General features: G+C 66.5%; 14 protein-coding genes and 1 pseudogene. 10 read left to right on the top strand and 5 right to left on the bottom strand.

All coding sequences use genetic code 11. The features are described 5' to 3' along the window. The first annotated feature begins 5 nt into the window (after positions 1–5). Positions 6–440, top strand: a complete 435-nt coding sequence (locus ACFYZA_RS31010; RefSeq protein WP_388494037.1) for a hypothetical protein — start codon at positions 6–8, stop codon at positions 438–440. 381 nt (positions 441–821) lie between these two features. Continuing rightward, positions 822–1,226: a hypothetical protein gene (locus ACFYZA_RS31005; RefSeq protein ID WP_388494034.1), complete on the top strand. Its 405-nt coding sequence runs from the start codon at positions 822–824 to the stop codon at positions 1,224–1,226. A 425-nt stretch (positions 1,227–1,651) separates the two neighbouring features. On the opposite strand, the pseudogene ACFYZA_RS31000 reads toward ACFYZA_RS31005, so the two are convergent. Next, positions 1,652–2,068, bottom strand: a pseudogene (locus ACFYZA_RS31000) (hypothetical protein); the annotation flags it as partial. A gap of 812 nt (positions 2,069–2,880) precedes the next feature. On the opposite strand from ACFYZA_RS31000, the gene ACFYZA_RS30995 reads away from it, so the two are divergent. Beyond that, a complete protein-coding gene (locus tag ACFYZA_RS30995) occupies positions 2,881–4,521 on the top strand; it encodes a M4 family metallopeptidase (RefSeq protein WP_388494033.1) in 1,641 nt (546 codons plus the stop codon). Positions 4,522–5,556: 1,035 nt separating this feature from the next. Further along, positions 5,557–5,931, top strand: a complete 375-nt coding sequence (locus ACFYZA_RS30990; RefSeq protein WP_388494030.1) for a hypothetical protein — start codon at positions 5,557–5,559, stop codon at positions 5,929–5,931. 597 nt (positions 5,932–6,528) lie between these two features. Here ACFYZA_RS30990 and ACFYZA_RS30985 read toward each other — a convergent pair. Next, positions 6,529–7,806 (bottom strand): hypothetical protein, encoded by a 1,278-nt coding sequence (locus ACFYZA_RS30985; protein WP_388494029.1) that lies wholly within the window; start codon positions 7,804–7,806, stop codon positions 6,529–6,531. A gap of 603 nt (positions 7,807–8,409) precedes the next feature. Here ACFYZA_RS30985 and ACFYZA_RS30980 point away from each other — a divergent pair. The 5 genes from ACFYZA_RS30980 to ACFYZA_RS30960 all read left to right on the top strand — a co-directional run bounded on the left by ACFYZA_RS30980 (position 8,410) and on the right by ACFYZA_RS30960 (position 10,467). Continuing rightward, positions 8,410–8,787, top strand: coding sequence for a DUF805 domain-containing protein (locus ACFYZA_RS30980; protein WP_382600091.1), 378 nt, complete (start codon positions 8,410–8,412; stop codon positions 8,785–8,787). A 143-nt stretch (positions 8,788–8,930) separates the two neighbouring features. Further along, positions 8,931–9,206, top strand: a complete 276-nt coding sequence (locus ACFYZA_RS30975; RefSeq protein WP_388494027.1) for a hypothetical protein — start codon at positions 8,931–8,933, stop codon at positions 9,204–9,206. 89 nt (positions 9,207–9,295) lie between these two features. Continuing rightward, positions 9,296–9,607: a DUF6234 family protein gene (locus tag ACFYZA_RS30970; RefSeq protein WP_388494025.1), complete on the top strand. Its 312-nt coding sequence runs from the start codon at positions 9,296–9,298 to the stop codon at positions 9,605–9,607. A 51-nt stretch (positions 9,608–9,658) separates the two neighbouring features. Further along, positions 9,659–9,979, top strand: coding sequence for a hypothetical protein (locus ACFYZA_RS30965; RefSeq protein WP_388494023.1), 321 nt, complete (start codon positions 9,659–9,661; stop codon positions 9,977–9,979). Positions 9,980–10,320: 341 nt separating this feature from the next. Beyond that, complete coding sequence (locus tag ACFYZA_RS30960) at positions 10,321–10,467, top strand: hypothetical protein (RefSeq protein WP_388494022.1); 147 nt, start codon at positions 10,321–10,323, stop codon at positions 10,465–10,467. 242 nt (positions 10,468–10,709) lie between these two features. Here the strand turns inward: ACFYZA_RS30960 and ACFYZA_RS30955 are convergent, their stop codons facing one another. The 3 genes from ACFYZA_RS30955 to ACFYZA_RS30945 form a co-directional block, all read right to left on the bottom strand. Continuing rightward, on the bottom strand, positions 10,710–11,219 hold the full coding sequence (locus ACFYZA_RS30955; protein WP_388494020.1) for a hypothetical protein: 510 nt from the start codon (positions 11,217–11,219) through the stop codon (positions 10,710–10,712). Positions 11,220–11,519: 300 nt separating this feature from the next. After that, positions 11,520–11,690, bottom strand: coding sequence for a transposase (locus ACFYZA_RS30950; RefSeq protein WP_388494019.1), 171 nt, complete (start codon positions 11,688–11,690; stop codon positions 11,520–11,522). A gap of 72 nt (positions 11,691–11,762) precedes the next feature. Continuing rightward, a complete protein-coding gene (locus ACFYZA_RS30945; protein ID WP_388494017.1) occupies positions 11,763–11,948 on the bottom strand; it encodes a hypothetical protein in 186 nt (61 codons plus the stop codon). A 104-nt stretch (positions 11,949–12,052) separates the two neighbouring features. Here ACFYZA_RS30945 and ACFYZA_RS30940 point away from each other — a divergent pair, with 104 nt between their 5' ends. Further along, complete coding sequence (locus ACFYZA_RS30940) at positions 12,053–12,640, top strand: hypothetical protein (protein WP_388494016.1); 588 nt, start codon at positions 12,053–12,055, stop codon at positions 12,638–12,640. The last annotated feature ends 227 nt before the right edge of the window (positions 12,641–12,867 follow it).

The raw sequence follows: 12,867 nt of genomic DNA, 5'->3' as shown, positions 1-12,867 counted from the left end.
GAGCCATGGCAAACGGCGAAAATGATCCAACTTCAGAAGAAAAGCAGAGCTGGATTGCGTTCTGCGCCGTACGTTATTGTATGACGTTCGTGATCGGATGGGCTGTGACGGCAGCCGTCGCACCACCGGGACAGGATCCGCACCAGCCTGGGACCTTCGCAGAAATGTCGAGGTGGGCATCCTTCAAGGACTACATGTCCGCGTGTCCTGCAATGTTCCTGCTGATTGCTGTCCCCTCTTTGGTCATTATCCTGCTCATCGGTAATCGAGGTCAGAAAATGCCTGCCGAGCAGCTCAAAGTTACGACAGGTATTCTCCTCTTGATCCCCCTTTGGGTCATGTTGGTTTCTGGCGCCCTAATTCCGCTGGTCATTCAAGGGGTATTCCAGGGAATCTTCGCTGCCATGATGCCGGCACCTCTGACCCCGAGACAGGACTGATCAAACCGGCCGGGGCGGGCGTTGCTTAACGCTTGCCCCGGCCTGATTTCGGCACTCGCTCCCGCCCGGCACCTGCGGCGTGATCGTGTGATTCCGCACACGGCCGATTGGCGACTTCATCCGCGACGGTCGGCGAGCAGGCCTGGAAATCGAGGGCGTTGGCACCTCACGCGGGAGGAACCTTGACCTACCTGCCACGAACGCTGGAGAACTACCCCGAGGAACTGCCCCCCGTCTCGCCGGTACGGAGACGTGAACCTGGTAGGCCTGCTTCAGCATTGCCGACGACCCTCGCCCCCAGCCTGGCGGCGCTGAAGATCCGGGTGTAACCCCATAAACCCGAATACCTCCCTCGTCAGCCCCGAGGAGGCCCGCGAGAACGTGGCGAAGCAAGTCGACCGGCTTCTGGGCACGGCCGTCTACCTTCAGCGCCACGCCCACGCCGTGATGCTTGGATGGTGCATGTTCGGTGCGGACTCCGAGGAGGACTGTTCCACCGGGGGGATCTACCTCCAGACCAACGTCTGGGACGCAACAACGCGTCGGGACATCGTGAAAGGCGGCATCACCGGCTGCGTCGACCACACCGTCGAAGCCGCCCACTGCACCGTGGTCGATGCCGCCAGCCCCAAGATCCCGTTCGCCTTCGACCGAGACGTCGAAGGCGCTGCCGTCTCCAGCGCCCTCAGGATCGGGCCCGGCGACACCGCCAGTTCCTTAGCTGCGGCCTCACCCTGTGCCCGGAACACCGCGTCTCCTGACCACCACGGCCCAGCCCGCATCTGAGGGCCACGTCACCTACGACCCAATCAACCTGAACTTGACCGATCCGGAGTAGGGATACCTGAACTTCGTCTTCTACTCCGAGCCCAGCCACAACAACGCGGGGGCGCCGCTGAACGCCGAGGTAGACATCGAGGGGCAGAAGACCGTGACACCGCACTTCCTGGAGTGGCTGAGCAGGCTGGAGCGATGCGCACCGAACGCGCTGCACTGCAGGCTCGTGTCTTCGGCGAAGCTCCCAGCCCTCTTCCACCCGTGCGTCACCGAGGACGCCAGTAGCTCGTCAGCGATCAACGGTTCGGATAGCGTGTGTTGCCGGACCTTCTGCGACCCCAAGTCCTGGCTTGGGCCCGAGACGCCGAGGGCCCCACATGGATCCGGGATGCCGGGGGTGCACATGCGGGACCGCGCTTACAGGGTGAGGGCCGTCAGACTCCGGTCAGGGTGTACGTACCCGTGCCGTCGTGCCGACCGCTGGAGTGCTGGCGGATCGACTCCCCGTCCGCGTAACGGTCGTGGCCCATCCTGAAGCCGGTGCCCTTGTTCTGCACACCGATCTTCGGGCTGCCCGGTACATCGCGGTGGATGTAGAACCGTTGCAGCTCGTCCTCCCCGCAGACGGCCGTCGTCAGGTATGCCTATTCCCGGTTGGCGATGCTCGCCGGGATCGTCGCGCAACCTTCGTTGCCCTAGCTCCGCAGGGACGCCTCGGTGACCCCGTTGTTTTCCGTCAGGTTGCTAAGCCGCCATTTGGCCGGGTGGACACTGAAGAACGTCGATTCGCGCAGACGGATGCCGTCGTTGGTCAGGAGCGGTGCCCTTCAGTTCAAAGGCTTGCTAGGGACACGTCCAGGTCGACGCTGAACCGGTGGACGACGGTGATGCCGCGTATACCGGTCTGCTCGGGGAGCAGGTCGATCGCGTAGGGCTCCGAGAGGGGGGCGGCGTCGGGCAGTCCGCGGGCAGGGTCGGAAAACGGGGTCTTCCTCCAGGGAGGCCCGCACCGACATGACGGCCGCGTGCTCGGTCACGCTGAGATCAGTACGCAGGATCCTTCTCGGCGGCGTCGCAGTGGAACGTGTGGGCCACCGCCGGTTCCTATCGACCCCACGCAGCGGGCGGGGGCGGACGGCGCGGAGTCGGGAGCCCGCAGGACGGTGCGTCTCCCGGCGCGGGCCGGCCGCCCTGCCTGCCTGCCGATGAGGGAACGGCTCCCGCGCCCTGCGCTGCAGTTCGGAGCCGCCAGGGAGTCCAACGGATGGCCACCGCAATTAATGTGACTGAGTGTCATCTCTGTAGGGCCGTCGACGGGAGCCGCAGTGGGCGCCGTGCGTGCGGCAGCCGCTTCCCCTTCGCTGTGATCAATGTCTTCTCAACCAGTTCGCACGGTGTCCACAACGTAAAGGGCGGTGAGACGCGCATGGAGGCAGCGTGGGGTTCTTGTCATTAGTTACCCGGGTGTATAGCGCTGGCACGGTCACCTGGGGTTGTCTCGAGGTAGTCCCACCAACTGGACGCCCCATCAGGAGAATTGATGAGCCGTGGACCCCCGATCGTGTGTTGTCATGCCCCTGTCGTACGGGTGTGACCTCCACGTAGCTCGCACCGGACCGTCTCCACACGGCCGGTCAAATCCCCCCACGGAAGCGGAGCTTGCATGACCCCCCGCAACACACGTCAGCGCACCGTCCTCGCGGCGGCCATCGCCACCTCCACCGTGGCTGCCCTGATGGGCACCGCGCTCACGGCCTCGGCCGCCCCCCGGCCCACCGCCGACTCCGCACGACCGGCCGGAGCGTCCGTCGCGCTGTCGGCCGCCGCCCGCACCGGCCTCCTGCGGACCGCGCAGGCCGGACTCGCCCGAACCGCCGAGAACATAGGCCTCGGGGCGAAGGAAAAGCTGGTCGTCAAGGACGTCGTCAAGGACGCCGACGGCACCGTCCACACCCGTTACGAGCGCACCTACGACGGCCTCCCGGTGCTCGGCGGCGACCTGATCGTGCACACCTCCGAGTCCGGCACGACCCAGGGCGTGACCAGAGCGTCGAAGGCGACGCTGAACCTCGCGACCACCACGCCGCGCATCACGGCGGCCACGGCGCAGAAGCAGGCGCTGGGCCTCGCGAAGGACAGGGGCTCGGCCAAGGCCACCAGCGACCGCGCTCCGCGCAAGGTCGTCTGGGCGGCGGCCGGCAAGCCGGTCCTCGCCTACGAAACCGTGATCGGCGGCTTCCAGGACGACGGCACCCCGAACCAGCTGCACGTTGTCACCGATGCGGCCACGGGAAAGACGCTCTTCCAGTACCAGGGCATCGAGACCGGCGTCGGGAACACCCAGTACAGCGGCAAGGTGGACCTCACCACCACGCAGTCGGGCTCGTCGTACACCCTCACCGACGCCTCCCGCGGCGGTCACAAGACGTACAACCTCGACCACCAGCAGGACGGCACCGGCACCCTGTTCTCCCAGGACAACGACACCTGGGGCGACGGGAAGACCACGAACGCCGCGACCGCCGGCGCGGACGCCGCCTACGGCGCGCAGGCGACGTGGGACTTCTACAAGAACACCTTCGGCCGCAGCGGCATCAAGAACGACGGCAAGGCAGCTTACTCGCGCGTGCACTATGGCAATGCCTATGTGAACGCGTTCTGGGACGACTCCTGCTTCTGCATGACCTACGGCGACGGCACCAACGACAGCGACCCGCTCACCTCGCTCGATGTCGCCGGCCACGAGATGAGCCACGGCGTCACCTCCAACACCGCCGGGTTGGAGTACTCCGGTGAATCGGGCGGCCTCAACGAAGCCACCAGCGACATCATGGGCACCGGCGTCGAGTTCGCCGCGAACAACAGCGCGGACCCCGGCGACTACCTCATCGGCGAAAAGATCAACATCAACGGGGACGGCAAGCCGCTGCGCTACATGGACAAGCCCAGCAAGGACGGCGGTTCCGCCGACTACTGGAGCTCGTCCGTCGGCGGCGAGGACGTCCACTACTCGTCCGGTGTCGCCAACCACTTCTTCTACCTCCTCTCGGAGGGCAGTGGCGCGAAGACCATCGGGGGCGTCGACTACGACTCGCCGACCAAGGACGGCTCCAAGGTGACCGGCATCGGCAGGGACAAGGCCCTCCAGATCTGGTACAAGGCGCTGACCAGCTACTTCACCTCCACCACCGACTACGCCGACGCCCGCAAGGGCACCCTGTCGGCTGCGACGGACCTCTATGGCGCCGACAGCGCCGAGTTCAAGGCGGTCGAGGCCGCCTGGACCGGGGTCGACGTGCACTGAGCCGATGCGCTCCCGCGCCGGTAAGGGGTGGCACCACGACCAGAGTCGTGGTGCCACCCCTCCGACGTTGTCTGGCGCTCGGAAGCCCGGGCACTCCCGTCGCCGGCCGTGACGCGAAGCCCTGCCGGGACGAGCGCACCGGGGCCTCGTCGCCTACTTCGCGGCCACCCCGCCCTACTGGGACGCCGTGGGATCCGGATTCGCCGGGCGCGGGACCGCCGACGGGCTGTGCGAGTCCCGAGTTGCCTCCGCCTGTCCGGGGCCGCCGCGTGACAGTCGCCGCCCATGACGGTTCGTGTGCAGGAGATGGCGGCCGTATCGCATGAGGCGAGTGGAGGCGTGCGGACGTCCGTCGCGCTGCTCGCGGCTCGAGTTCGCTCAGGCTTCCTGCGCGGCGCGGATCAGGCCGCGTAGCCCGTCATCAGGGACGGTCGCCGCTTCTGCGGCCGCAGCCGGATGGTTGCCCTTGCCCCTGCCGCTGACGAACGTAGGGTGGCGGTCGCTGAAATCGCCGTCCCGGCCTCTGCTCCATCCATAAATGGAAACGCCGAACTTCCCCCGCAGTCATGGTGGATCATCGAGCCGGTCGCCCGAGCTCTCGCCCTGGCCGAGAGGATCAGCTCGCATCCTGAGCAGCTGTTCACCGGCATCACCGGAGAGGTCCGGAACGCGGAGCGGCACAGCGGCACACGGCGAACGAAGGGATCAAGGCGTTCGTCGAGCACGTCAATGCCAGAACCGACGTCAAGGGCTGGCGCCTAACCCGTCCGAACGGGTCGCGCACCGGCCGCCCGGCCCCCGGCCATCGCGCGGCCCTCGAACAGCAGCGATCCGAAATCCGAAGCACGGACCGTTCTGCGGAAGGCCAGACGATGACCAGCAAGACCATCTCGGCCACGACCCGAGAGCAAGCTCCGCGCGGCCATGGGAAGGTTCTTGGCCGGGACGGAACGTCGATCGGGGGTTCCGTCAAGGAGAATCCCGCGTCGCAGATGCGCTCACGCACTGGCGCAAGTGGAAGGAGTGGAACAAGCCGTGAAGCTTACTCAGGTGACGTTGCCGGAGATGCGAGCCGAGGTCATCTCGGCTGTCCGGGCGCTGTCGGACCCGGAATATCAGCAGCGGGTATGGATCGACCGGATCTACCCGAAGCCGAACTTCTTCGACGACTTCACGCTCAATGTGAACATCCTCAACGACGCCACCGTGCTTGACGCACCTGAAGCCGCCCTCGGGTACACGCTGGCATCGGATGCTGAGGTACGGGCGATGAGCGCGCTGGCCAATGCGCTGGACTCCGCGCTGAAGACGGTCGGCCGCGATGCGTCGGATGCCGAGTTCATGGCCTCAGAGCCCTGGCCCGGTGTTGTAGCGGCTGCTCGGGACGCACTGACTGCACTGACCGAGTAGCGCCAGGCTGCTCGGCCTGCCCGACACACGGAGACGGGCCGAGCGGCCTTCCCGGGAAGCTGCCGCCGCTGGCTATGGGGAGCTTCACCAGCCTGACCGGCGCCATAGCGCTGCCGCAAATGCGGGTGACCGGTCATCCGCGGTCCCTCGGCCCGCGTTCCGAGCGGCCCTGGCCCGGACAGTTCTGTCGGGGCGTCCTGGCCGTGGCCGGCCTCCGCCCCCCGATCTGCGTGAGCGGATAGCGGCACTGCCCGAGGGGACAACCCTGATCGGTATCGGCACCGACTGGCGGCGCATCGCCGTCGACCTGTATGCCGAAGCCCCGCACATCCTGGTCTGCACCGCCACCGGCGGAGGTGCCCGCAGTGCTGGCAGCCCGCCTACGACCGAAGCGACCCATAACTCGTCGCTGAGGCTCGGATGGTCGGGGACTCCGTGCTCGACGCCGGGGGACTGTGGGCGGAGTCGATGGACGACGTGCAACTCCACTTCACGATCCATGACCTGGCACTCGCTGCCGAGCGGCAGTGACTGCCGCACGGATGCCAGGCAGCCGACGCCGGCCGCAGGACAGCCGCAGGACATCAATCGGCAAGCTCAGCGGCGCAGCCACAGGTCGCTGTTACCGGCGATGACCACCGTTCCGTTCGCCAGGGTCGTCACGGCGGCGGGCGGTTGGGAGTGGCAGCCGAGTTCGCCGCGCTGCCAACCTGAGGGGGTTCCGTCCCCGGTCCAGACCGCGCCGCAGTACCTCGCCGGGTTCTGTGGAAGCTTGCCTGGCATGCGCAGACTGCCCACCATGATCGGGTGCCCCTGGGCGTCGACGGTCGCTGCGACGACGCCGCCGGCACCCATGGCCGTGGTGTCGGCCTTCGTCCAGGCGACACCGTCGGGACTGGTGAGGAGCACAGGTACATTGGGCTTCGTGGGTGCCCCTGAGACGTCTCCCACGGCGAACCAGCGTCCCGCCGCCCGGAACGCGGCATGCATTCTGGTGCCCGTCGGCATTCCGTTCACGATCATTTTGGCCCAATGCCCTCCGCTGTCGGAGGAGTGCCAGATCACCAGAGTGCCGGTGGCTTCCTGAGTGAAGGCGTTCGAGGAGTAGCTGCCGACGGCGATCACCTCTGGGCCATCGGCCGCCATCGGGCCGACCGGTGACCGGCTCCCACTGACTGTTTCCGCCGGCAGAGTCACCCGATGCACGGTCGCACCGCGATCGTCCGAGGCGTACATGAAGGGCCCAGTGGCCCCCGACACGGTCTCGCTGCCTCCGATGAGGAGCCGGTTTCCACTGCGAACTGCCGAGCTGACCGTCCCGCGGTCCGAAGTGTCCGACTCCTTGAGGGCCCAGGGCAACTTGAGATCCGCCAACTGTCGCACCCGTCCGTCGAGTTCGCGGACACGGACCACGCTGGATGCGAAGAACTGCGACCCGTCACCCCACTCGACCACCGCCTGGGCCGGAATTCCGCCGCCGGGAACTCCGTGCCACATCGAGTTCGGCACGCCGGATTCGTCCTTGGACGAACCTGCGGGGTCGGGATGCAGCGCGAGCTTGGTGCAGTCCGCGTTGCCGGACCAGTTGACGGGCACGTATCCGTAGCCGTTGGCGTACGTGCCGATGCCCAGGACGCAGTTGCCCTGCCGGGCAAGGAGCTGCAGTCCCTCGCCGGGCGCGACGTAGTCCTCGTCCTTGGTCCCGGGCCACTGCACACTGTCGGCGTGGCGTTCGAACCCCAGCTTCTCGGCGCCGACGCCGCCCACTCCCGGCGGCGAGTCGGCCGTGCGCGTGCCGCAGGCCGATATCGACACCATCAGTACGGCCACCCCCGCGCGCGCCGCGAGGCGCACCTTCCCCCGATGAAGAATCATTGGGGCACCCTATCGATCACGGCAGCGGCTGACGCCGGGGCGACGGCATGCCGTGCCGTCCTGGCCTGTTTCGGATCACGCCCCCGCCCGGCCACAGGACGCAGATGTGTCCCAACGCGACGCACCAACCCGATGTCAGGCCACGGTGGTCCTGAATCCGGCTGCGTGCGCACCGGTGTGACTCGGACTCACTGATCAGCGGCGTTCCCGCTCGGCGGCAGGCGGGGTTCGCGGCGCGGGATGCCGTGTCCCTTCGCAGCTGCTTTCGCTAGGTGGCTGCCCGGGCCCGCTCCGCCTCGGCGATGGCCGAGCGCGTTGCGGGAGGATCAAGCGCGACTTACATCAGGGGTGCGTTCTGGGCAAGCCAAGCGTCGATACGGTTCCATGACACAGGCATCGGCGAAGTCGCCTTGGATTCATGCCAGTTGGGTGCGGCGGACGGGTCGCGGTGCGCCACAGTCATGCCGTCTTCGCGGATGTGTCCCCGGTCGCTGCCGGCCCCACCGTTGACCTGGGGCAATCTCGATTGACCCGCTCTTTATCCGTGGCTTATGTTCCTCGCCTTGACTTGCTCCGCTCGGGACAAGCCATTTCATCTGTCCCGTGGGGGGATCAGCCGTGCACTACTACACCGATGTCCTGAAGAAGTACGCCACGTTCAAGGGCCGGGCCACGCGCGCCGAGTACTGGATGTTCTGGCTGCTCGACTCCGCCATCATCATCGCGTTCATCGCCGCCGAGCAGTTCCTGGGGCTCAGCTCGATCCCCTGCTACATCTACATTGCCGCCACCGTGCTGCCCACGTGGGCCGTGACGGTACGCCGCCTGCACGACAGCGGCCGCTCGGGCTGGATGATCCTCGTCGGCCTGATTCCCGGCATCGGTGGCATCGCGCTGATGCTTCTCTGCGCGTCGGCGAGTTCGACCGATGAGTCGTACGGCCCGTACCCCGGCACAGCCGACCCGCTGCCCGCCGCCTGACGATGCGTCCCCGCTCTGGTGGCGCCTGCTGGGGCGCCCCCGATCGCGCACCGCACGCGAAGATCATTCTTATGGGGTACCCGGAGCTTCTGTCGGGATCCGGCTCGTGTATTCCCGGCATCGGAAGTGCAGAAGCGCCGTGGTTGAACCAGCTGGCGGACACCCTCAATGAGGAGATGAAGGGGGCAGTCGCGGACGCCGATACGACCTCCGGGGCGAACGCCTCCTTCGCCGATCCCCGCAAGGAGTTCGACAACAAGGCAGTCTGCGGCGACCCGGAGCAGGTCAACGGCATCGTGAAGACCGGCCTCTCGAAGGCAGACAACTTCGGAACGCTCGAGGTCGGGACGGCGTCATTCCACCCGAAGGTCGGCGGGGCCATCCTCTACAAGAGCGTGTTCGAGCAGGCTCTGCGTTAACAGGAAGAAGAATCCCCCCCGGCTGCCGTGCGGGTGCCTGAGTACGCGTACTCAGGCACCCGCACGGCGTCTAGGAAGACAATGACACTATGAATGATCTCCCGTCGAGCCGCCGCGGTGCAGGTGAGGACGTCCTCGTTGCAGTGGCTCTGTTGATCCCGGACGTCCTCCTGGGGGCAGGTGTAGTGTTATTTGGATTGTCAAGGTCGGGCCTCAATCCCTACGAACCCGACCCTCACATCTCTACCTATCCCATTTATGGGTACCTAGCGGTATTTGCCGTCATTGTCTTGCTCTCGGCAGTCGGCTTGTACCGACTGCGTTTCCGGTTCAGCGTGGCAGCCCAAGTCCTGGCCAGCGCTGGTCTGCTGCTGTTCTGCGCCGCCGAGGTGTACGGATAGAGAGTCGGCAATCATGTCCTCGGCGAGTGCAACGCAGGACGGCAGCGTCGCATGACGCTCGTTCAGGCGTCGCACGGACAACTCGCCCAACCCGTAAACCGTTCCCCTGTCACGGCCGACTCACTCCTCCAGTACGGGCCGCGGCCGCGTGAGCTGACCTACCGGCGGATCGGAGAAGGGCTGCGGCGCGGTGGTCCGGTCATGATCGTCGTCGCGGACGCGCAGGCCGTCCCCGCCGAAGCCCTTCGCTACCTGGCCGGCCTGAAGGGGCCCAGTGCAGAGCGGGTTCCGCTGGTCCTGACCGGGTCACCGTCCTTCATGACGGCTGTGGACCGGATTCCGGCGGCGCTGAGCCGCCGCCTCCACGCCTAGCACACCCTCCCCAGCAGCCGTACCGAGTAGCCATGCCCTGTCCGCGCTCACACGTCGACTTGCCCTGGGCACGCGCCGACAACCGTGGTCGTCACCGAACCGAAGCGGATCACCTTTCGCAGCCGATAGCGGGACACTGGCTGACGGGCCAGGTGCGGAAGGGACATGGGGGACGGAGGCCGTCCGCAGGGACAAGCGCGATATCGTGGAGTCTTCGTATTTACGACTTGTTCCGTCAGGAGTGCCCGCGTGCCCGAGGCCCCCATCGCCCAAAGCGAGCTCGCTGCCCTGACCCGCCGGTTCGAAGAGGCGCGGACAAGCATGATTGCGAGTTCGGGATCATGAAGTCCGACCTCACCGCGGTCCGTCTTCAGATCGGCAACCTGGACCAGAAGGTCGAGGCCCTGGACAAGGAGATCGACCGAAACCAGGCCCAGATCATCGCTCTGCTCACCGAGCTTGTGGGTCGGCACCCCGACGCCGGCTGACATCACCGGCCGGATCCCGGTCCTGTGCGTGCTACGGCCCCGAACCAACCCCTTCTGGTTCGGGGCCGTAGCACGTGCCGCTCAGGTTCCGGGGGGGCAAGAGTTGCTGCCGGGCTTGCACCAGGCCGCACCAGACTGATCGGACGCGCTCCTCGTCAAAGATCAAACGGGTGGCGGAGGGGGCGGGTAGGGGCAGGCCGGCCATGAAGTGGGCGATGTCGGTGAAGAACCGGAACGAATGGCTATGACCCTGTCTCGCGCGTCATCACGTATGCGTTCCCGATGTCGGGATCGCCGTAGAAGAAGAACAGCTTCAGCTTGTCGTGCTGATCGCGGTCCACGTAGAAGGACCACGCGTATGTCCATGGGGGTTCAGGAGTCGAGGTGTCAGTGGCCGTCGCGGAGGAACGGCTCTCCACTCGGGTCCGGGCTGTCAGCGCGAGTCGGACGACCTGTCCGCCGTTGTCGTCAGTCAGTTGCCAGGTACCCGCACCGGAGAGGCGCCAGCCGTCCTCGAAGTCGAAGTCCTGCCCGTCGAGCTTTTCGAGAAGAGCCGTTCCGTCTTTGCCGAGCACCACGCGGGTCCCCTCGACGTTTTCCCAGCCCCCAGCGACTTCGGCCGCCGTGGCGTCGTGGATCCCTGTTCCCTCGTAGTACTGATAGGGACCGGCGCACGCCGTCAGAACAACTAAAAACGCCATGAAGCCGCCGAGGGTCACCCCCCACGCACGCAGCCTGCTTCCGCCTGCCACCAGGACCTCCCACCCTCAGCCCGCATTGGCCAACCTGTAGGGGTGGGCCGTGGAGAGATACCTTGTCAGACCCATTGAACGTGTTCAACTCTGTGGCTGGAGAGGTGATGCGCACCACCCCCGGCTCGTGCATCCAGCGGGCCCCTTTTTTCGCGCCCCGGCCGCGTGCTGATGGGCCCGCACGATCGTGGAGTCCACCGACACGGCCCAGTTGAGGTCCTCGTCCACGTCGGCCTGAGCCACCAGGGCGGTGAACACCCGCTCCCGCGTGCCATCGACGGCCCACATCCGCAGCCGGTTTTAGATGCCCCGCCAGTTGCCGTACTTCTCCGGCAGGTGCACCCACTGGGTACCGGTCTGGAACTTGAAGGTCGCGTCGATCACCTCACGATGGTCCCGCCAGCGGCCACCCCGCTTCGGCGTCCGGTCCGGGAGCAACGGCTCGATCCGCGCCCACTGCGCATCAGTCAAGGGCACACCCGAACCAACGACCGCCTGATCCAAACGAAATGGCCTAGTTCTGCGGGGCGGCCGGCGTGTGGTTCAGCGCTCGACCACGGGCTTGTCGAGGTCGCGATGGACGAGGCTAACGTCCAGGTGCCGGTCGGCGTACTGCTGGGCGAGGCCCGCGATGCCGAGCTCGGCGGCGGTGGCCGTGTCACCGGCGAGGGCGGCCTGGAGGGCGAGGGCGACCGTTCCGGCACTTTTCCGGACTAAGGAATTGATCATGCATTTGCTCCGGACCCTGGTGTGTGGTGGTGATGAGTGCTGCTGGATGATCGGCGGGCACCGTGTCGTTTGTGAGAGCCCGTGGGGTCGCTTTGATAGTTCGCTTGCAGCCACTGACGTCGTCCTTGATCGGTCAGCTGGTCGAGCTCGCCAGCGTGGGCTTCACCCGCTCTGACTTCGCTCGGTTTGTGGACGGGCAGGGGTGGCCCGAGCGGGACGATCGCTTCGAAACGGACTCTGGGCACCGCCTCGTCCCAGCTGTCCCGCTCGGAGACTGGGACGATCGGCAGCCCAGCTTCCACCTGCCGTTCTGCTACTTCGATCCGAGCGAGGAGGCCGAGGACGGCCCGCTCGGCGACGAGTTCCATGAGCTCAGCGAGTTCGAAGGATGGGACGTGCTCGCCTCAGACACCGCCACCCCGTTCTTCGAGGGCTGGCAGCAAGGCTGTGAAGTGGTGTCCGGAGCGCTCGGGCAGCCTGAACTGACGCTCACCATGCAGACGCAGCCTGAGGCCTGGCACTTCGCTGCCTGGCGGGTCGGATCAGTTGCTGTCGTCGTGGCCCAGGGCGAGGAGTTCTCGTCCTATGGGGAGCTGTCCATGGCAGCTGTCTGGCTGGTCCAGCAGGCACCAGACGCTCCGCTCCCTGCTGACGGCGCCGCGTTCTACTCGTGGCTGCTCGGCGAGGACTGAGCCACTGCCCTGCGGCACTCGTCTGGACGGGCGAAGACCCGTCCGTGACGGGCGCCAACACTCGTGGCAGGTGGACGTGGAGGTGCTCGACCTCGACCTGGTGGCCGCGGTTCCGATGGTCTCGAGCGAGGATTTCGGTGAGACCGGATGCCCTGTGCCGGCCTCCGGTTCTCTCGCCTATTCCGAGTTGTTGCCGAACATCAATCGATCACGGGTCGTCTGTAGCT

The organism is Streptomyces sp. NPDC001828, assembly GCF_042892175.1.
Taxonomy (GTDB): Bacteria; Actinomycetota; Actinomycetes; order Streptomycetales; family Streptomycetaceae; genus Streptomyces.
This window is presented reverse-complemented; position numbering and strand designations above follow the sequence as displayed.